This is a genomic window from Helcococcus sp. SA-HE-C1 (assembly GCF_985670335.1).
In genome coordinates, this window is the sequence record NZ_OZ484652.1 from 720443 (window position 1) to 741275 (window position 20833).

The 20833-nt window shown below is 27.6% G+C and carries 19 protein-coding genes; 1 reads left to right on the forward strand and 18 read right to left on the reverse strand.

Annotation, left to right across the window (positions count from 1 at the left end; genetic code table 11):
* Positions 1-5 precede the first annotated feature (5 nt).
* The 9 genes from rseP to AC4KN9_RS03820 form a co-directional block, all read right to left on the reverse strand.
* On the reverse strand, positions 6-1004 hold the full coding sequence (gene rseP, locus AC4KN9_RS03780; RefSeq protein WP_491017317.1) for an RIP metalloprotease RseP: 999 nt from the start codon (positions 1002-1004) through the stop codon (positions 6-8).
* Between the two features lie 2 nt (positions 1005-1006).
* Positions 1007-1783 carry a phosphatidate cytidylyltransferase gene (locus AC4KN9_RS03785; RefSeq protein WP_491017318.1) on the reverse strand — a complete coding sequence of 259 codons (777 nt, stop codon included), beginning with the start codon at positions 1781-1783 and terminating at the stop codon, positions 1007-1009.
* Complete coding sequence (gene uppS, locus AC4KN9_RS03790; RefSeq protein ID WP_491017319.1) at positions 1776-2516, reverse strand: undecaprenyl pyrophosphate synthase; 741 nt, start codon at positions 2514-2516, stop codon at positions 1776-1778. The genes AC4KN9_RS03785 and uppS overlap by 8 nt, the downstream gene beginning before the upstream one ends.
* A 16-nt stretch (positions 2517-2532) precedes the next feature.
* Positions 2533-3090, reverse strand: a complete 558-nt coding sequence (gene frr, locus AC4KN9_RS03795) for a ribosome recycling factor (RefSeq protein ID WP_491017320.1) — start codon at positions 3088-3090, stop codon at positions 2533-2535.
* A 1-nt stretch (position 3091) separates the two neighbouring features.
* Positions 3092-3799 carry a UMP kinase gene (gene pyrH / locus AC4KN9_RS03800; protein WP_491017321.1) on the reverse strand — a complete coding sequence of 236 codons (708 nt, stop codon included), beginning with the start codon at positions 3797-3799 and terminating at the stop codon, positions 3092-3094.
* 60 nt (positions 3800-3859) lie between these two features.
* Positions 3860-4930, reverse strand: a complete 1071-nt coding sequence (gene tsf / locus AC4KN9_RS03805) for a translation elongation factor Ts (RefSeq protein WP_491017322.1) — start codon at positions 4928-4930, stop codon at positions 3860-3862.
* A gap of 87 nt (positions 4931-5017) precedes the next feature.
* Complete coding sequence (rpsB, locus tag AC4KN9_RS03810) at positions 5018-5845, reverse strand: 30S ribosomal protein S2 (RefSeq protein ID WP_491017323.1); 828 nt, start codon at positions 5843-5845, stop codon at positions 5018-5020.
* Positions 5846-6017: 172 nt separating this feature from the next.
* Positions 6018-6497 (reverse strand): hypothetical protein, encoded by a 480-nt coding sequence (locus AC4KN9_RS03815; RefSeq protein ID WP_491017324.1) that lies wholly within the window; start codon positions 6495-6497, stop codon positions 6018-6020.
* A 9-nt stretch (positions 6498-6506) separates the two neighbouring features.
* Positions 6507-6998, reverse strand: a complete 492-nt coding sequence (locus AC4KN9_RS03820; RefSeq protein ID WP_491017325.1) for a YtxH domain-containing protein — start codon at positions 6996-6998, stop codon at positions 6507-6509.
* Between the two features lie 286 nt (positions 6999-7284).
* Between AC4KN9_RS03820 and AC4KN9_RS03825 the strand changes: the two genes are divergently transcribed.
* Positions 7285-8085, forward strand: coding sequence for an NAD(+)/NADH kinase (locus AC4KN9_RS03825; protein ID WP_491017326.1), 801 nt, complete (start codon positions 7285-7287; stop codon positions 8083-8085).
* A gap of 44 nt (positions 8086-8129) precedes the next feature.
* On the opposite strand, the gene AC4KN9_RS03830 is transcribed toward AC4KN9_RS03825, so the two are convergent.
* From AC4KN9_RS03830 to AC4KN9_RS03870, 9 genes are all read right to left on the reverse strand, one after another.
* Entirely contained in the window at positions 8130-9515 is a 1386-nt protein-coding gene (locus AC4KN9_RS03830; RefSeq protein ID WP_491017327.1) for a penicillin-binding transpeptidase domain-containing protein, read from the reverse strand.
* On the reverse strand, positions 9502-10755 hold the full coding sequence (locus AC4KN9_RS03835) for an FtsW/RodA/SpoVE family cell cycle protein (RefSeq protein ID WP_491017328.1): 1254 nt from the start codon (positions 10753-10755) through the stop codon (positions 9502-9504). Before AC4KN9_RS03835 ends, AC4KN9_RS03830 begins: the two co-directional genes overlap by 14 nt.
* Positions 10739-11257: an FHA domain-containing protein gene (locus tag AC4KN9_RS03840; protein ID WP_491017329.1), complete on the reverse strand. Its 519-nt coding sequence runs from the start codon at positions 11255-11257 to the stop codon at positions 10739-10741. The genes AC4KN9_RS03835 and AC4KN9_RS03840 overlap by 17 nt, the downstream gene beginning before the upstream one ends.
* Before the next feature lie 81 nt (positions 11258-11338).
* Positions 11339-13033 (reverse strand): phospho-sugar mutase, encoded by a 1695-nt coding sequence (locus tag AC4KN9_RS03845; RefSeq protein ID WP_491017330.1) that lies wholly within the window; start codon positions 13031-13033, stop codon positions 11339-11341.
* Between the two features lie 8 nt (positions 13034-13041).
* Complete coding sequence (gene pulA, locus AC4KN9_RS03850) at positions 13042-14877, reverse strand: type I pullulanase (RefSeq protein ID WP_491017331.1); 1836 nt, start codon at positions 14875-14877, stop codon at positions 13042-13044.
* Positions 14870-17143 (reverse strand): glycogen/starch/alpha-glucan phosphorylase, encoded by a 2274-nt coding sequence (locus AC4KN9_RS03855; protein WP_491017332.1) that lies wholly within the window; start codon positions 17141-17143, stop codon positions 14870-14872. Before AC4KN9_RS03855 ends, pulA begins: the two co-directional genes overlap by 8 nt.
* Entirely contained in the window at positions 17143-18567 is a 1425-nt protein-coding gene (glgA, locus tag AC4KN9_RS03860; RefSeq protein ID WP_491017333.1) for a glycogen synthase GlgA, read from the reverse strand. The genes AC4KN9_RS03855 and glgA overlap by 1 nt, the downstream gene beginning before the upstream one ends.
* The gene (gene glgD, locus AC4KN9_RS03865) at positions 18568-19686 is read right to left on the reverse strand and encodes a glucose-1-phosphate adenylyltransferase subunit GlgD (RefSeq protein ID WP_491017334.1); all 1119 of its coding nucleotides are present in this window, start codon (positions 19684-19686) and stop codon (positions 18568-18570) included.
* 6 nt (positions 19687-19692) lie between these two features.
* A complete protein-coding gene (locus tag AC4KN9_RS03870) occupies positions 19693-20832 on the reverse strand; it encodes a glucose-1-phosphate adenylyltransferase (protein WP_491017335.1) in 1140 nt (379 codons plus the stop codon).
* Position 20833 lies beyond the last annotated feature (1 nt).

The following is a 20833-nucleotide window of genomic DNA, read 5'->3' on the forward strand; positions in this document are numbered from 1 at the left end:
CTAATCTAAAATATAGAAATAACATCTTTGGCAGTAACAAATAACATAAATGCCATAAGAATTAAAAATCCAGTAATTGTAATTCTCTCTTCAAAGGTCTTATTTACTTTTTTTCCAGTAATCATTTCAAAGATTATAAATACTAATTTAAATCCATCAAGAGCTGGTATAGGAAGTAAATTAAATATTCCAAGATTAATTGAAATCATTGCAGAAAAGTTTAAAAATGATTGCAAACCTAATCTAGCACTTTGTCCCACTTGTTGAATTACACCAACTTGCCCAGAAAGATTGTCCAAGCCTACTTTTCCAGTAAATAGTCCGGCTAAAGCTTTTAAAATTAATATTGATACATGTAAAGTCATACTAAATGCATAGACAAAACTAGATAAAAAATCTCTCTTAAATAATGGTTTAAACCCAATAATTTTTCTTTCATTTACAATTTCAGGTTTTACTTTTATTTCCTTTTTCTCTCCAGATCTATCTATAAGTAAATTAACTGCTCCATTTGATTTTTCTATTTGTTCGGCTACTTCTGCAAAAAAACTTGTCTTTCTTCCATTTACCGAAAGTATTTTATCTCCTACCTGAAGCCCTGATTGTTGTGCAGGTTTATTTGGTTCTAATGAAGAAATTTCCGTACTTGCATGTCCGTAAAATAAGGATATTATAAAAAATATGATTATCGAAAAAATAATATTTACAGCTGGTCCAGCAAAAATAGTTATAAAACGCTTATATGCTGGTGCATTATTATATGCTCTTTTGTCATTGGAATCTTGTTCTTCACCCTCCATCATCACATAACCACCAACCGGCAATGCTCTAAGAGAGTAAAGCGTTTCTTCTCCTTGTTTTTTTATTAAGGATGGACCCATGCCAATAGAAAATTCATTTACTTTTATTCCTGATGATTTCGCACCAAAAAAATGCCCAGCTTCATGTATTGTAATAAGGAATAAAAATAGCAATATTCCCAATAAAATAGTTATAAAATTCATACTTACCTCAAATTACTTATTAAAATATATATAATTGGTGCTACTAGTAATAATGAATCAAACCTATCCATTATTCCCCCGTGCCCCATTAATATATTACCGTAGTCTTTAATTCCTGATATTCTTTTTATATATGAAGCAAATAAATCTCCAATCTGAGAAATTATTGTTATAAAAAATGCTGCAATATAAATCGACCATCTATGATCAATATTAAATATTATTAAAAATATATACGTAAATAAAAGACCACCTATAATTCCGCCAATTGAACCTTCAATACTTTTATTTGGAGACAATCTTTCTATTAGTTTATGTTTTCCAAATAGCGTACCAAAAATATATGCAAATGTATCTGTAACAGCTGTTACAGCAAAAGCGTACAGAACCCATTCTCTTTTATGTAAAAATAGCAAATACGCATATGGAAATGTAATATACACTGATATAAATACATTTGAAAGTACTTTATTAAAAGATACATTTTCATCTAATACCATTATACTAAATAAAAATATTATATATATTGTGAACATAGGAAATATATTTCTTTCATTAAAATTGTATGATGCAATTAAAAAAATAGTATTAAATGTGTATGATACAGAAAGTATAGAAGAAAGATTCATTTTAATTAAAGCTTCGTTTATTTCATATATAGCTATATTTGAAATTAAAATTAAACCAAAAATTAAAACAATTCTATTAAACCATACCATGGAAATTACCACAACAACTAAAAATATAGCTGTTATAAGTCTTTTTAGAAAATTATTCATTATTTAACCCACCAAATCTTCTATCTCTTCTTAAATAGTCTATTATAGCTTTATCTAATTCACTTCTATCAAAGTCAGGCCATAAAACATCTAAAAAATATAATTCTGAATATGCCAATTGATAAAGCATGAAATTAGATAATCTAATTTCACCACCAGTTCTAATCAAAAGATCAGGATTTGGGAAAGTACGAGTGTATAGATTATTTGAAATTAACTCTTCGTTAATATCCTCAATATCAATTTTACCTTTTTTAAAATCATTGGCAATTTCTTTTACAGCCATACAAATTTCATTTTTAGAACCATAATTTAATCCAATATTCAAAACTAAACCTGTGTTATTTTTAGTTTTATTAAGTGCATAATTTATAGATTGTCTGTTTAAAAATGGGAGTGCTTTTATATCTCCCATTATAGATAATCTTACGTTATTTTTATGAAGTTCTTCCAACTTATTATTAATAAATAAATTTAAAAGTTTCATTATAGTATTAACTTCTTTTTTAGGCCTAGACCAATTTTCTGTAGAAAAAGCATATAGACTCAGATGTTTAATACCTAATTCATCACAATATCTGGTAATATCTATCACTCTATCTGAACCAACTTTATGTCCTTCAGTTCTTTCTAGATTCCTTTTTTTTGCCCATCTACCATTTCCGTCCATAATTATTGCTATATGTTGTAATGAGTATTCTTTTATTAATTTTTTTAAGTCTAAATTTTCCACATCTTTTCCTAATATATTAAACAGTTAATAGTTCTTTTTCTTTTTTTCTAGTTATTTCATCAATTAATTTTGTGTATTCATCAATTAATTTTTGAACATCATCTTCTAACAATCTTCTTTCATCTTCAGATATTTCTTTATTTTTTTCTGCTTTTTTTACTTCATCAAGTAAATCTCTTCGATAATTCCTTATACCTACTTTAGACTGCTCACCTTTAGCTTTAACATCCTTTACTAAATCTTTACGTGTATCTTCATTTAGTTCTGGGAATGGTAATCTTATAACTTTACCATCATTAGATGGAGTTATACCAATATTTTCTGATAAAATTGCTTTTTCAATTTCCTTTAATTGGCTAGCATCCCATGGTTGAATTACAAGTAATCTAGCTTCCGGAACAGAAATTGTAGCTGCATTTTTTATAGGCGTAGATGTGCCATAATACATAAATTCAATATTTTCTACTAATGAAGGGTTTGCTCTTCCTGCTCTAATATTTGTTAAAACTTCTTTGTATACCTTTAAGTGATCTTCTAAATGTTTTTTTCCATCTTTTATTAAACTATCTATCATATTATCCTCCAACAATAGTTCCTATTTTATCGCCTTTTACTACCCTTACAAGATTATTTGGATCATCGATTCCAAATACAACAAGTGGCATTCCATTTTGTTCGCATAGAGATATGGCAGATGCATCCATGACACCTAAATTTCTATTTAGAATTTCTCTATATGTTAATTTACTAAATTTAGCTGCATCGTCAAATTTATTTGGATCTTTGTCATATATGGCATCTGTACCAGTCTTTCCTATTAAAATACTATCCGCACCTATTTCTAATGCTCTTAGAGCAGCTGTCGTATCTGTTGAGAAATATGGTAATCCAGTTCCTGCAGCAAATATAACTATTCTTCTTTTTTCTAAATGTCTTATGGCTCTTCTAACAATAAATGGCTCTGCTACCTGATTCATATGTATAGCAGTCTGTACTCTAGTGTCTAATCCTAACGCTTCAAGTGCAGCTTGTACTCTCAGTGCATTCATTACTGTACCAAGCATACCTATACTATCCGATACTGTTCTATCCATATCATCATTGCTTCTACCACGCCAAAAATTACCACCACCAACAACAATTCCTATTTGAACGTTTAGATCATGCACCTCTTTAATATGCTTTGCAATGTTTGCTATAGCATCTTCATCCATACCAAATCCTTGATTTCCTGCTAAAGATTCTCCACTTAATTTGATTAATACTCTTTTATTTATATACATATTATCTCCATACATTAAAAGAGAACATAAAATGTTCTCTTCCTAAGTTAAAGTAAAATTTTATTGACCTTTCATTTGATTTGCAACTTCTTCAGCAAAGTTTTCTTCTTTTTTATCGATACCTTCACCAACCTTAAGTCTTTCAAATTTAACAATTTCAATTTTACCATTTAATTCTTTAGATTTATCTTCAATAGCTTGTTCTACTGTCTTGTCTGCATCTAATACGTATGCTTGACTGTATAAAGCATATTGAGAATCAATTTGTGTGTTATCCTGGAAGAATCTATCAATTTTACCTGGTAATATTTTATCTAAAATGTGTTCAGGTTTACCTTCTGCAATTAATTCTTCCTTGATTGCTTGGGTTTCTTTTTCTAAAACTTCATCTGAAATTTGTGATTTTGACCCATATTTAGGAATTGCTTTTAAAGGTTTTCCTAATCTTTCATTTTCTTCATTTTCAACTTGTAATGATCCGATTAAAGCAGCTGTTTCTTTTTCAACAAATGTAGGATCTAATTCAGTATGTGATATATATTGTGGTCCCATAGCTGATATGTGCATAGTTATATTTTGTAATAAATCCTTTGCACCTTCTTTAGTTTCATCACTATCAAATTTCGCTTTTAAGATAACACCATTTGTATTGTTGAAGTGTTTGTATCCAGCAATATATTCATTTTCTTTTGCATCATATGTTGCCAATCTTCTTACTACAATATTTTCTCCAATACTTGCAATTTGACTTGACATAAATTCTTGGAAATTTTCACCTTCAAATGTTGATTCATTTAATTCTTCAACTGTTTTAATATCATTATCAAATACGTGTTTTGCAATTTTTTCTGATAATTCAACAAATTTTTCATTTTTAGCAACGAAATCTGTCTGTGTATTAATTTCTAATAATGATGCTTTTGTGTTATCATCATTGATTACTAATTTAATAATACCTTCTGCAGCAACTTTACCAGCTTTTTTTACAGCTTTTGCAGCGCCTTTTTCTCTTAAAATATCAACAGCTTTATCTACATCACCATTTGTTTCTTCTAAAGCTTTTTTACAGTCCATCATTCCTGCACCGGTTAATTCTCTTAATTCTTTAACTTGTGTTGCACTAATTGCCATTTTTCCTCCTAATATTATTCTATATTAATTATATCATATATTATTAAAGGAAGTAGCGAACTACTTCCTATTAATTTTGTTATTTTATTATTCTGCTTCTTCTTCAGATTCAGATTGTAAATCTTCTTTTAATTCTTCTACATTTACATCAACTTGTTCTGTTTCAGTTTCAGATTCGGTTTCTACTTCAGAAACTTCTTCTTGTGATTCAAAATCTTCTGAATCTAAAGATTCACCTTGTCTTCCTTCAATTACTGCATCTGCCATAGCTGCTGTAATCAATTTCACTGCTCTAATAGCATCATCGTTACCAGGAATCGGAAAATCTAAATCGTCAGGATTTGCATTTGTATCACAAATTCCTATTACAGGGATACCTATTCTTCTCGCTTCTTTAATAGCGATGTTTTCATTTTTTGGATTTATTACAAATAATGCATCTGGTAAACCAGGCATATCTTTAATACCACCTAAGTATTTGTTTAATTTTTCTAATTCTCTATTTAATTTAATAACTTCTTTTTTTGGCAATAAATCAAATGTTCCATCTTCAGCCATTACTTCAATTTCTTCTAATCTATTTATTGATTTTTTAATAGTATTGTAGTTAGTTAACATACCACCTAACCATCTTTGTGAAACAAAGTATTGGTCACATCTTTTTGCTTCATATTCAACAGCATCTTGTGCTTGTTTTTTTGTACCAACGAATAGGATGTTTCCACCTTCGCTAGCAATTTCTCTAATTGCATTGTATGCATCATCTACTCTTTTTACAGTTTGTTGTAAATCTATAATGTAAATACCATTTCTTTCTGTAAAAATGAATTTTTTCATTTTAGGGTTCCATCTTCTTGTTTGGTGTCCAAAGTGTACACCAGCCTCTAGTAAGGCTTTCATTGATATAACTGACATATCTTTTCTCCTTGTGTTTTATTGTGCATCCATTATCCTATAAACATTTAACCTTTCGGCACACAAATGCAAACGAATAATGTGTTTATTTGCCTTAAAAAGTATATCATAAAAAAATTATTAAAACAAGTAAAAAAGAGATTGTTAAAAAACAATCTCTTTTTTTAAGTCTTTATCTTTTTCTTTTGAATACAAGTGATAGGATTCCTTTTGCTAAACCAACATAATCTGTCGCGCTTGTAACTGATTTTGTAAATCTATTTGCAGTATCTGCTGCAGCTAATCCAACAACTTCTACTGTATCTGAAAAGTTTGTAGCTACGTTGCTTATCTGGCTTGTTACGTTATTTACGTCATTTAATGTAGAAACGATAGGTCTTTTTGCGTCATGAACTAAACCATCTACACTTGTTAATATTACATTTACATTTCTAGTAACCTTAGGAACTTCGGCTATCGTGGAGTCGATACTTCCTCTATTCTCATTAACCACTCTACCTAAACTATCAGTTAACTTTGTTATAGATGATAATAATTTAGCTAGAAATACAAGTGCAACTATTGCTGCCACTACTACAAGTAGTGATGCTAAAGTTGATAAGAAGAACCATAATCCTTCTAGATTTAATGTTAAGCTATTTGTTGCTAACATTTATTCCCCCTATTTACTTTTCTTTTCAGCTTCTTTTTTTACTTTTCCAGCTGTGTCTTCTACTTTTTCAGCTGTTTCTGCTACTTTTTTAGCACCTTCTTTTTTTACTTCTTCAGCTTTATCTTTTACGTTTTCTTTAGCTTCTTTAGCTTTATCTTCAGCCTTGTCTTTTAAATCTTTAGCTGAATCCTTAACGTCTTCGCCAACGTTTTTTAGTTGAACTAATTTTTCTTCACCAAAATCGCTAATTCTTTCAACGGTTTTTGATACTTCTTGTCCTAGCTTATCAGCTTGATTTTTAACTTGTTCTGCTGAATCTTCAGCAAATTTTTTGATATCTTCTCTAGTTTCTTTACCAGATTTAGGTGCAAATAAAACTCCTGCTACTGAACCCACTAAAGAACCAATTACAAGTCCTAAACCAACTTTTTCAGCTGTTTCTAGTCTTTTCTTTCTTTCATATTCTCTTTGCTTTTGAACAAAATAGTCCTTAATTGACATAAAATCCTCCTACAGATTGTAATAAAATCCACAAAGAGCCACAATTACACCTTCGTTCATGAAGGTGGGCTACCTGTCGATACTCTCTGCAGTCCATCTAAGGCATTGCATTAAATAACGAACCCCGGATGCCCTTATAATAAGTGTAGGTTAATTATAAAACTCTTTGTGGATATGTTACATTATAGCAAATGTTTGATATAATGTAAAGAGTAATAAATTTTCATTTTTTATTTATAAGTTATATATACTCAATTTTTAAAATTTCAAACATAAAGGAGGCGACATGTCTAAAAAAGTTAATATATTTTCTAATTTATATGCGATAACATTAGAAATAAGAGAAGTCTTAGAAAAAGAACTTCAAAGTAATGGTTTTATTATAATGGAAGAATTTGATGCTAATGCTGACTATAATATTGTTATTGGCGGTGATGGTACTTTTATAAAAGCTGTACACGATTCTAATTTTTCTCAAATACCATTTATAGGTATAAATACAGGTCATCTTGGATTTTATAATGATGTTGATTATAGCGATGTTGTTGAAACTATTCAAAAAATTAAAAATGGTGATTACATAACAAATAGTTTACGTGTAATTGATTGTGTAATAAATACTGACGAAACTTCATACGCTTTCAAGAGCTTAAATGAAATTGTACTAAAAACAAAATATACAGATGTCTTACATTTTAATTTATATGTCGATGACATGCTTCTTGAATCTTTTGCCGGTGATGGTGTTATATTTTCTACCCCATCAGGTTCAACAGCATACAGCTTATCTGCAGGTGGTTCTATAATTTATCAAAATATTGATGCATTTCAAATTACACCACTGGCACCAATAAGAACAGCCTTGCATAAATCTCTAGATAAAAGTGTGTTAGTACCTAAGAACACTAAAATTAAACTAATCACTAGGAGAAGAGAAGAAACAGATTTTGCACTTGGTATTGATGGAATTAGTCAAGAATTTGATAATATTAATTTTATTGATATCAGATTAGCTGATGAAAAAATAAATAAGATAGTTTTTGATAAAAATTGGTTTTGGAAAAATATCAAAGATAAATTTATTTAATTAAAAATAATAAAGTAGATAGAAAATTCTATCTACTTATTATTTTATTTACTAAAAATATAGTTTAGAATGCTAACCGATTTAGGTACTGCCAATTTACTTGCAAGTCCATCAGAATTTTCAAGCAAAACTAAAACTACGTACTCTGGATTATCCGAAGGTGCCATTGATAAATACCATAAATGATTTTTATTTCCAGATGTTTCAGCGGAACCAGTTTTCCCCGCAATACTTATTCCATTTTTTAATCTTACACCATTTGATTTTGCAGTGCTTTCAAGATAAGATTTTATTGTATTTGCATCATCAGATTTTATTGAATTTGAAAGTATTTCATTTGGAATTTCTTTTTTATATTTTCCATTTTCTATTTTGTTGACAATTTTCGGTTTCATAACCACGCCATCATTTGCTATCCCCATTCCAATTAAAAGCATATCTAAAGGATTAATATATGTTTTACCTTGTCCAAAAGATGCATATGCCTTCTCAATATTAGACAAACCACTTTTAAATGGAATTTTTGAATTATTTCTTAGTAATGGAAAATCAAATTTTTTATTAATTCCAAAATCTTTAACTACACTAGAAAAAATATCATTTGAGATTTTTTGTGATTTTTCAAAAAAATATGTATTAGCTGATACATTTAAGGCTTTTTCTAAATCCATCTTTCCATACACATTTTTATTCACGTTTCTTACCGTATTTCCAGCTATTGTTGCACTTCCAGTATCGTTATAATTTTGATCAATACCACTTCTTAATATAGCTATTGAAGTTAATACCTTAAATACTGATCCAGGTTCATAAAGACCTTGAGTAGCTCTATTTAACAAAATTGCATCTTCTGACTTTATAATATTTTCCCAATTTGATTCTATTTTATTAATATTAAAACTAGGTTTGGAAACCATTGATAAAATCTCTCCCGTTTTGGGATTAGCTACTAGTACTACACCTTTACTTTTTCCAAGCACATCATAGGCATAGGATTGAATTTTATCATCAATAGTTAAATGAAGATTTGAGGGTTCATCTTTTTTATAAATATTTTCAACTTTATCGAATATATCTAAATTTCTAGATATGTTTAATAGTTCATTATTATAAAATAATTCTAATCCACTTTTACCATATTTTTGTGAATTATATCCAATAATATTTGAATATAAATAGTCATATTTATATTTTCTTGTATACTTTTCATCTTTTAATACTGAACTAGCTAATTCTACTCCATTAGAATCAAAAATCGATCCACGTTTGTTTTTTGTTTCATCTACACTATTTCTAGGATTAAGTACGTGTTTATTTAATTTATCTGATTTAAATATTTCAAAATATACTAAATAAAGGATAATTAATAAAAACAATATCGTTATTGTTCCTAATAAAAATATTAATTTTTTATTTTTAATATTTTTCATAATTTTCTCCTAATTTAGATGTTATATACTGTAAAATACCTAACAATATAAAGTTTGAAATAGTGGATGAGCCACCATAACTTAAAAATGGTGTTGTTATACCAGTAAGAGGTATAAGTTTCAATATTCCACCAAACATTATTAAAGCTTGTAATGAATATAAAAGACCAATTGACATAGCTATAGAGCTATAAAATAGAGATTTAAATTGCAACGAAACTTTAATTGATTTATAAAATATAATTATATAAATCAAAATTATGACCACGGCCATTAAAATTCCCATTTCTTCTATTACTGCAGCTAGAATAAAATCTGTTTCTACAACTGGGACTAAGTTTGGATTTCCGAGACCAATGCCTGTACCAAAAAAGCCTCCATTTGCAATTGAAAATAAACCTTGTATAATTTGATATCCTTTATTTCTAAAATCAGACCATGGATCAAGCCAAATATTAAATCTAACTTTTATATGTGACAACACTAAAGACGCTGCATATACAGCTATTAAAGCTAATATTATATTTAATATTATAAATAAATATCTTTCTTCAAAAATAAATATCGAAGATAAAACTAATGCAACAAAAATAATTGCAGTTCCTAATTCTCCCTGATAAAAAAATAATAGTGAAAATATATATGTACATCCTATTAAAATATATTTTCCATATACTTTATCTGAGAACTTATTATTTCCTCCGTAGTATGAAGCTATAAGTAATATAAACAGTATTTTTGCAAATTCGGAAAGTTGTATAGTAAATGAACTACCTATTCTAATCCAGTTTTTAGCTCCCCCACTCGTATATCCAAGTACAAAGGTCGCTAAAAAAGTAAATATTATTAATACGAAAAAGAGAATAAATTTATCTTTTAAAAATTTATCAAAATACTTAAAAAAGACATATACAAATAGATATACGCCTAGACCTAATACATACCAAATAACATGATTTTTTACAATTGAATTACTTAATCTAATCATCATAATTAAACCAATTGTATATAATAAGTTTACCAAAAATAAAAATGTTTTATCACCTTTAGTAATTTTGGGTATGGATAAATTAAATATTAAACTAATAAGTATAAATCCATAAGTATAATATAAAGTTGATGGTTGCAATGATTTATTTGATAAAATAGCTATTGTTATACCTAGTATTTGTATTAAAAATAAAGAGAAAATTAATGCTGTGTTGTATGATTTTTCTAATTTTTTATAGTTGATATCCATCACTATCATCCTTTTTATCATAAATTAATTCATCTCTAAATTCGATAATAAAATCACCAATTTTTATTACATCACCAACTAATAATTCTATATTTTCATCAATCAATACTCCATTCAAATATGTTCCATTTGAAGAATCATTATCACTTAAATAAAAAATACCCTTTGTCTCAATTATTAATGCGTGTTCTTTAGAGACTAATTTACTATTTAGTATTACATCATTGGTTATGCTTCTTCCAAATTTATTTAATGACTCAAGATTATATCTTTTTTTTATTTCATTTTCTCTTCCATAAATTATATAATATATTTTTCTCTTTTTACTATAATCAATAGACTTTATATCTAAAATAATAATCTTTACAATCATATGTATATAGTACAAAGCTATAAACACAAGAACAAATTTGAACATAACTGAAATAATTGTATATAAAGTTATGTCTCCAACTATCTTAGTAAAAAATACATCCCTTAAACTATTCAATAATTTTTCCATAATTCACCTCTTTTATATTACAAACATTATAACATAATAAAAGAGGTGAACAATAATATATTTTCCTTATAATATAAAAACTTATTTTACAGATTTGATTTTTGAGTGAACTTGTTCAAACATTTCTTCTACCATTTTGTCTGATTTTTCTTTATTTTCAGCTTTTGAGTAAATATAAAGTTTTATCTTAGGCTCTGTACCTGATGGTCTTACTACGTACCATGAACCGTCACTAAACTTATATTTTAAAACATTAGATTTTGGTAATCCGGTTTCATTATTTTCGTAGTCTATTATTTCAACTAAATTTTGTCCTGCTATTTCATTTATTGGATTTGTTCTAAAATCTTCCATTATTCTGCCGATTAATTTTTGTCCATCTAAACCTTCAAGGACTATAGATATTAATTTAGAACCATGATGTCCAAATTCTTTATATAAGTCATCTAAGACATCAAGCAAGCTCTTTCCTTTAGATTTATAGTATCCAGCCATTTCTACTATCATCATAGCTGATGAAACAGCATCCTTATCTCTAACATTATCACCATAAGAATAACCAATACTTTCCTCATAACCAAATATGAATGTTTTTTCTTTGGTTTTATCCCAAACATTTGCCGGTGCATAAATATTCTTAAATCCAGTCAATACACTTAAACTTTCAATTTCATATTTTTCAGCTATTCTATCTGGTAAATCTGAAGATACTATTGATTTTACGATAGCTCCATCTTTTGGTAATTTTCCTTTAGCGTCTAATCTCGATAGAATATAATAAGCTAAAAGTGAACCAATTTCATTACCTGTTAAAAATATATATTTTCCATCTTTATCTCTTACTTCTAATGCTGTTCTATCTGCATCTGGATTTGTTGCTAAAAGCAATTCAGCTCCAACTTTTTCTCCTAATTCTTCTGCATATTTAAATGCTTTCGGATCTTCAGGATTTGGATATCCAACAGTAGTGAAATCTGGATTTGGGTCTTTTTGTTCCTCAACTATATGAACATTATCAAACCCTCTTTCTTTAAGTATCCTTTGTATTGGCTTATTACCAGTACCATTTAATGGAGAATATACAATATTAATATCTTTATCAACAGCATCATCTTCAATGCTTAATGCTAATACATCATTAATATATTCATCAATAATTCTATCGTCTAAAATTGTTATCAAACCTTCTTTTACCGCATCTTCAAATTTCATATTTTTTATACTACTAAAATTTTCTATTTCATCAATGTGATTTAATATTTGATTAGCAATATTATCCAATATTTGTGAGCCTTCTTCCCAATATGTTTTGTATCCATTGTAGTCTCTTGGATTATGCGATGCAGTAATCATAACACCTGAGATTGTACCTAATTTTCTAATTGTGTAGGATAATATAGGAGTAGGTGTGATATCATTATAAATATAAACTTTAATACCATTAGCAGCAAGTACAGATGCAGTGATTTCAGCAAACTCTCTTGATTTATGTCTTACGTCATGAGAAATAGCAACACCTCTTTCCATTGCTTCTTTCCCATGATCTATAATTGTCATTGCAAGACCTTGAGTTGCCTGAGCCACAGTATATCTATTCATTCTATTTGTACCGGCACCAATTTTACCTCTTAATCCTGCTGTACCAAATTTTAAATCCTGATAAAATCTATCTTGAATTTCTTCCTCGTTATCTTTCAATAATAAAAGTTCATCCTTAGTTTCCTTATCAAAAAAATCATTTTCTAACCAATCAATATATCTATCTTTGTATCCCATATTTCCTCCTATATTTTATATATGTTAGTAGAATATCTTTCTATTTTTATCTCATTTACAATTTCGTTAACAAAATCATTTTTCCAAATTATTTTTAGTTCATTATCAATATCAAAAATCTTTTTATCTAAATTTTCAGTATTATCAGAAACATTATGTATAATAAGATATTTTTCATTTTCTCTCTTTATAGTATATGAGATAATATAATTTTTCAATCCTCCATAAAATTTAAGATTCTTTTTAACTTCGTCACTATCTTTCATATTAAAAATACCAAGACTTTTTCTTAACTCAATAATGTTTTTTATCTTTAAGAATACATCATAATTCTTTTCTTTTAGTGACCAATCAATTCCATTTATATCGCTTGAAGAGCTGTAGGAATTATGATCCAATTTTTTTGTTCTCATAAATGAATTTCCAGAATGGAAAAATGGAAGTCCTTGACTTGTCATTAAAATTGAAAATGCCATATATGTCAGATCGCCCATGTTTTCTTCACTAACATTGGATTTTATTAATTTATCTTGAAAAATCAAATTATCGTGTGCATTAAAATAGTTTATAGTTTCTAAAGGAGATGCAAAAGCTGTATCTGTGTTAAAAATACCTACCGAGCCAGATATTCCTTCTTCAATAGAAGGCTTCATATGATACTCCCCCTGAAGATATCCTTTAAGACTTCCGTCATTATCACCTCTAATTGAATCTCTAAAAAATGGATTAAATATTGCAAATCCATGATTTTTTTGAGAACCAATTAAAATTTGTTTATCATATGCAAGAGGAGATGGTAATGCCATCCATGGTTCTCCATATATAAAGAAGTTGGAGTTGATTTCTTTAAGTTTCTTCATAGCTATTTTAATTGTATCAATGTCTATTAAAGCCATTAGATCAAATCTGTATCCATCAATTTTGTATTCTTTAGCTAAATAACAAAGAGATTCAATAATAAATTTTCTAACCATAGGTTTCTCTGACGCTAATTCATTACCACATCCTGAACCATTAGAAAAAGTTCCATCGGCATTTTGTCTGTAATAATAATTTGGTTCCAGTATATTAAAATTAGAATCAAATGTTCTAAATGTATGATTATATACTACATCTAAAACAACAGAAATCCCCTTTTCATGATAAGCCTTAACTAATGACTTAAACTCTTTAATTCTAGAATATGGATTATCTGGTTGTGTAGAAAATGATCCTTCCATATTATTATATAATTCTTGATTGTATCCCCAGTTATAGTTTTCAGGATAATCTTTTAATGGCTTATTTTCATCTACTGTAAGGTAGTCAGTAACTGGCAACAAGTGAATATGAGTAATACCTAATTCTTCAAAATGGTCAATTCCCGTCTTGACATTATTATATAGTAAACCGTTTTCACAAGCTCCTAAAAAAAGACCTCTATGCTCAGCATTTGAAGACTTATCAATACTTATATCTGCTACATGTGTTTCACAAATTATTGCTTTATCTTTATCATTAAAAGGAATCTCATGTTCCAAAAACCCTTCAGGATTTGTTTTATCTAAATCAATAATTGCAGTTCTTTTACTATTAGCAGACGTTGAAAGTGAATAAGGATTTGTTATTTCACTATCTCCTACTAAATATGTATAAAATTTACCATCCAAGTTACCATCTATTGTGTATTCAAAAATATCTTTAGAATTTTTTTTCATTTCAAATTCATCTCTAAATTGTACTTTTGAATCATTGTATATGCATAAAGTTATTTTGTTATTTGATGGTGACCAAACTCTAAATACACTTTTCTCTTTACTGTAAATTAATCCTAACTGTTCGTTTTCAGCTGCTAAATTACTCATCTGAACCTCCTAAATTATTCGTATAGTCATGTAGACTTTGATATTTTTTTTTACTTAAAATTGTTTCAATGTTTTTTATTGTTATTTTACCCCATTTAATTTCATTCGTATAATCTTTAATTGCTTTTTCCATAGTTTTAATATATTCAAATAAATCCTTAAATATCTTATATTCATCATTGAAATAATAAAGTGCGTTATAGATATTATTTATGTCATATGGAAAACTTTTCTTTGGTAAATCCCTATAAAAATTAAACATCTTTTTTATTTCTTGATTTTTTTGTAAAAAATCATGCATTTTATAATCATCTTTATCTTTCATAATAGTCTCTCTATCACTTCCGAAAAGATAAAAATCAATATCTTCCTTAGGTATATCTAAGCTATTATATGAACTTTTTGTAGATACAACATTTGAGCAACATAATAAAGACTTTAATAAAAATATTTCATTTTCCTGCATAGAAGTTAAGTATAATTTTTGATTTATATCACATGCCGGTAATATCATATTTGATTTTCTAGTATCAAAATTTTCAATAAAAATAATTTTTATCTTGTCTTTAATAAATAAGTCGTTATTTATTTGTTTTGCTAGTGCATTTATAAATTTTATACATTCCTTTGCTACATAATAATTAGGGTATGATTTTCCAGCATAAAAGTATACTCTCTCAGGTATGTCTAAATTTGGATTTACTTTTAATTTATAATACTGATATGCAACACCTAATATAGAAAGTATTTGTCGTTTATATTCATGAAAAACTCCTAGGTGCATAATAAATGGCGCTCTCTCATTTATGGTTTTTTTATCTATTTGTAAATAATCAAGCAATGCCAATTTATTTTTTATTTTACTTTTTAACACAGTTTCAATTGTGTTTACTTTATCAATTTCATAAGTTCTACATTCTTCAATATTAATTTCTTTTATATATTTTTCTATGTCAAATTGTAAATTAATCGTTCTAATTTTGTCATGATAGTAATCATATTGATTTATCATAAATTTATTTTTAATTAAATAAGAATAATCCTTAGTTAATGTCAGAATATTTTTAGATACAAAATATGCTACATTTACAGTGTCTACACTACCATTTCTAATAACTTGAAGTGATTCGGTATATTTTTCATCCTTGTCAGTTAACATATCCTTAATATTAGAATCTAGATTCTTAATTACATCTACTAATTCAGGTGCCACCTCATTAATCAAAGATAATTCCCATTTTTCGAAAGATTCTGGTAGTAATGATAAATGTAAAAATATAAATGTTTTTTTTGCAACTTCCAGTGCAAATTCAAAACTAACTCTATATTTATCCATCAATAATTTTATAAATATTATTATAGAAAATATAGGATGTACATCATTTATTTGAATTTGTACTTTTTTATAGAATTTTTTTATATCATTATCTGTATATTTTTTATATTTTTTTAAAATATCTTGTATACAAGCACTAGCAAAAAAGTATTCCTGAATAAATCTTAATTTTCTACCTTGAATATTATTTTCATTTGGGTATAAAAATTCAACGATAGAATTTGCTCTATTAAGATCTGTATATGATTTTAAAATATCTCCTTTTGAAAAGCTATCAAAATCTATATTTTTCACCGAAAAACTTTTCCATAATCTTAATGTGTTAACATGATTACCATCTTTTGAAACTATTGGTAAATCATATGGAATCGCTTTTACGTCAAGTACATTTAAATTGACAATATGTGAAAATCCCTTCTCATGTTCCCATGGATTTTTATTAACCTTCCAATCATCTGGTTTTTCTACTTGTTCTCCATTTACTATTTCTTGTCTCAACATACCTTTTCTATATCTTAACCCGTAAGAATATACATTCTTATTTAGTGAAGAAAAAAGATCTAGCAATTCTGAGGAAACTTCACCTAAATCGCTAAAACTTAATGGAAATTCAATATCTTGATTTTTAATATCTGCAAATTTAATATTATGTTTTTTTAATATATTCTTCGTTTCTTCTAATAAATCTAATTTCATTAAATTTGTAATCAACTGATCTCCAAAAGTATACTCAAATGATAATATATATAATCTTTTTTCATCTGAATTTTCTTTTAGAGTGTTAAACCATTTTTTTCCAATTTTTTCTCTTATACTATATGCAAGAGATATAAAAATTTCCATATCTCTTGCATGGTCAAAGTCTTTAGCAAATAGTGAGTATAAATTATTCTCAATTGATTTTTCTAACTCTAATTCTTTATCTGTCACTATAATCTCCTATAAAGTTCAATATATTCTTTTGATGAATTTTCCCAATCATAATTGGTATTCATAGCATTTTTGATTAATTTATTAAACTTATCTCTCTCATTATAAAATAACTGAATTGCTTCTTTTGTTTTGTATAGCAATTCATGTGCATTTACATTTGCAAATGTAAATCCTGTACCCTCATCTGTAAATCGATTAAAAGGTACTACAGTATCTTTTAATCCACCTGTTTCTCTAACAATTGGCAATGAACCATATTTCATTGCAATAAGCTGCGATATCCCACATGGTTCTGCAATTGAAGGCATCATATATAAATCTGAAGCGGCGTATATCATATTAGCTTCTTTCGCATTAAAATAGATTCTTGAAGCTACTTTATCTGGATATTTATATTCAAAATACTTAAACATTTCTTCATATTCATATTCTCCAGTACCTAATAAAACAAACTGAACATCTTCTTGCAATAATTCTTCAAAAATATATCTAAGTAAATCTATTCCCTTCATTGATGTAAGTCTTGTAACCATACCTATCAAACATACATCTTCACGTACTTCTAAACCGTATTTTTCTTGTATAAGTTTCTTACTTTCTTTTTTATTTTTGAATGAATTTGAGTCATAACTTTTAATAATATTTTTATCAGTTTTAGGATTCCATACATCGTAATCTATTCCATTTACTATACCTGAAAGTTTATATTCATGAAATTTAATAACATCTTCTAAACCTTCTCCAAAAAAACTATTTTTTATTTCTTGCGAATATGTTTCAGAAACTGTATTAAATTTGTTTGCGTGAACTATACCAGCTTTCATAAATGAAATTGCATTATTAAACTCTAAATCATTATAATTCATGTATCCAGATGGTAGACCAGTCATGTGAAATACATTTCCATCAAATATTCCTTGATACTTTATATTATGGATTGTAAATAGTGTACGAGTATCTTTATAAAAATCATCACCAATTCTAAAATCATTTACATAAATAGGTACTAATCCTGAATGCCAATCATTTGCGTGTATTACATCACACTTAAAATCTAAAAATTTTGGTAATATAACTACAGCTTTCGAATAAAATATAAACCTTTCAGCATCATCATATTCTCCATATAAACTATTTCTATTAAAATATTGTTCATTATCTAGAAAATAAAATATTACACCGTCATGCTCACATTTAAATATACCGCAGTATCTATGCATCCATGCTATATCTACATAGTAATATCCAATGTATTCCATTTTACTTTTATACTCATCTGATATTTGAGAATATAAAGGCAAAACAACTCTAATATCTTCTCCCTTTTGTTTTAATGCTTTTGGAAGAGAACCAGCAACATCAGCTAATCCACCGGTCTTAATAAAAGGTGTAGCTTCGCTAGTTACATATAAAATATTCATCTATTTCTCCAATACTTGATTTTTCTTTACTACGTATGGATTATTTTTTGTACCTTGTACAAAAACTCCCTCTTTAATTATTGCATATTTATCTACTACAGAATTTACAACAATAGCTCCATCTTCTATAACAGTTCCTTGAAAAATAACTGAATTCTTAACTATGGCATTTTTCCCTACTTTAACACCTCTAAATATAACCGAATCCTTTATTTGCCCTTCTATTATACATCCGTTGGCTACTACACAATTACTCACTTCACTGCCTCTTGCATAAAGTGTAGAAGGTTCATCTTTGTTTTTAGTTAAAATTCCTGATTTCAATAAAAATAAATCGCTATATATTCTCTCATTTAATAAATTAAGGTTTGCATTATAAAATGAATTTAAATCTTTAATATATTCCAAATGTGACACGACCTTATATGTTCCAATCTTTAATTCATTTTTATGATTTAATGCTGATTCAGATAATGTTGATGCATTATCTTTTTCATACGAGTCAGTAATTATTTTCTTAAATACATCTTTTTTTATAATAATATAATCCATAAATAAATTAAATACTTCTTCTGTACCTAAATTTAATCCTATGTTTAAAACTTCTCCATTTTCATCGAAATTTATTTTTCTAGCATTTAAGTATCTTCCACTTGGATCTTCCTGTTTCTTATATAGAAACATTACATCGTAATTATTTTTCTTAAACTGTTCATATGCCTCACTAATATTTACCTGGGATAAAACCATAGGATTTACAATATAAATATCTGTTTTTGATGTTTGTTCAAAAAAAGTTAGTGAATTATAATAAGATGAAATTCTTCTATTTCTGCTTGTTAGTTCATCTTTTGAAGGTGCCGTAATTACTAATCCATCTGTTCTTTTGTCCATTTCCCAATGTCTTCCATTACCAACATGATTTAATGTAGATCTAATATTTTGCCCCCCATGTAATAGTACCTTTGAAATATTATGAGCACAAAAGTTGGATAATACAATATCTATTACCCTATATCTAGCACCAAAAGGTAACATGTAATCAGGTCGGTTATTAAGTAACGCACCATATGGGCTAGTGTCGAATGCTGATTTAATCATTCCCATCAAATTGTTCATATATTCCTACCCTTCTATAATTCCTTCTTGTGATACTAAATACACAATATCATCGGTTTCATTACCTAATTTAAATCCTTCTTCAACTTCCATCTCTTCAGTAAATACACAATTATATATTTCTGCATTTTTTCTTACAGTAGCCCCTGGTAAAAGTACTGAATTAAATACTTTTGCCCCTTTTTCAATTGTAACTTTATCAAATAACACAGAGTTTTCTACATATCCATGTACTTGACACGCTTCATTTACCAATGTATTTACAACTTTTGCACTTTCTCCAATATATTGAGGAGGTAAATTTTTAGATGTAGTATTAATTCTCCAACTTGTATCATAGACGTTTAATTCATTGTCGTCTTTGATTAAATCTAAATTAGCTTCCCAGTAAGATCTTACTGTTCCTACATCTTTCCAATATCCTTCGAATCTATATACTACCATTTTTTTATTTTCATTTAATAGTGCAGGTATTATATCCTTTCCAAAATCATATGTTGAACCTTCTCTATCATAGTCTTCAATTAAAGATTTTCTTAAAACTTTCCAATCAAAAATATAAATTCCCATTGATGCAAGATTGCTTTTTGGATTATCAGGTTTTTCTTCAAATTCTATAATATTATTAGTTTCATCTGTATTCATAATACCGAATCTAGAGGCTTCTTCCCATGGAACTTCCATAACAGCAATAGTAACGTCTGCTTTATTTTTTTTATGAACATTTAACATTTTGTCATAATTCATTTTATAAATATGATCGCCTGATAATATTAAAACATACTCGGGATTAATAATATCTAAGTAATCTATATTTTCATAAATTGCATTAGCTGTTCCTTTATACCATCTACCACCTTCTTCAGTATAATAGGGTGATAAAAGTTTTAATCCACCTTTTAATCTATCATAATCCCACGCTTGTCCCAATCCTAGATGTTCATTTAAATAAAAATGTTTGTATTGAGTTAATATCCCGATATGATTTATTCCTGAATTTGCTGCATTTGAAATTGCAAAATCTATAATCTTGTATTTCCCTCCAAAAGGTACAGCAGGTTTTGCTGTTTGGCTTGTTAATGCTTTTAATCTACTTCCTTGTCCACCTGCTAAAAGCATTGCTACCATTTCATTTTTAGCTGACATA

Coding starts and splice junctions, on each gene's coding strand:
- rseP (WP_491017317.1), bottom strand. CDS start 1,004: ATGAATTTTATAACTATTTTATTGGGAATATTGCTATTTTTATTCCTT.
- AC4KN9_RS03785 (WP_491017318.1), bottom strand. CDS start 1,783: ATGAATAATTTTCTAAAAAGACTTATAACAGCTATATTTTTAGTTGTT.
- frr (WP_491017320.1), bottom strand. CDS start 3,090: ATGATAGATAGTTTAATAAAAGATGGAAAAAAACATTTAGAAGATCAC.
- pyrH (WP_491017321.1), bottom strand. CDS start 3,799: ATGTATATAAATAAAAGAGTATTAATCAAATTAAGTGGAGAATCTTTA.
- tsf (WP_491017322.1), bottom strand. CDS start 4,930: ATGGCAATTAGTGCAACACAAGTTAAAGAATTAAGAGAATTAACCGGT.
- rpsB (WP_491017323.1), bottom strand. CDS start 5,845: ATGTCAGTTATATCAATGAAAGCCTTACTAGAGGCTGGTGTACACTTT.
- AC4KN9_RS03815 (WP_491017324.1), bottom strand. CDS start 6,497: ATGTTAGCAACAAATAGCTTAACATTAAATCTAGAAGGATTATGGTTC.
- AC4KN9_RS03820 (WP_491017325.1), bottom strand. CDS start 6,998: ATGTCAATTAAGGACTATTTTGTTCAAAAGCAAAGAGAATATGAAAGA.
- AC4KN9_RS03825 (WP_491017326.1), top strand. CDS start 7,285: ATGTCTAAAAAAGTTAATATATTTTCTAATTTATATGCGATAACATTA.
- AC4KN9_RS03830 (WP_491017327.1), bottom strand. CDS start 9,515: ATGAAAAATATTAAAAATAAAAAATTAATATTTTTATTAGGAACAATA.
- AC4KN9_RS03835 (WP_491017328.1), bottom strand. CDS start 10,755: ATGGATATCAACTATAAAAAATTAGAAAAATCATACAACACAGCATTA.
- AC4KN9_RS03840 (WP_491017329.1), bottom strand. CDS start 11,257: ATGGAAAAATTATTGAATAGTTTAAGGGATGTATTTTTTACTAAGATA.
- AC4KN9_RS03845 (WP_491017330.1), bottom strand. CDS start 13,033: ATGGGATACAAAGATAGATATATTGATTGGTTAGAAAATGATTTTTTT.
- pulA (WP_491017331.1), bottom strand. CDS start 14,877: ATGAGTAATTTAGCAGCTGAAAACGAACAGTTAGGATTAATTTACAGT.
- glgA (WP_491017333.1), bottom strand. CDS start 18,567: ATGAATATTTTATATGTAACTAGCGAAGCTACACCTTTTATTAAGACC.
- glgD (WP_491017334.1), bottom strand. CDS start 19,686: ATGAACAATTTGATGGGAATGATTAAATCAGCATTCGACACTAGCCCA.
- AC4KN9_RS03870 (WP_491017335.1), bottom strand. CDS start 20,832: ATGTCAGCTAAAAATGAAATGGTAGCAATGCTTTTAGCAGGTGGACAA.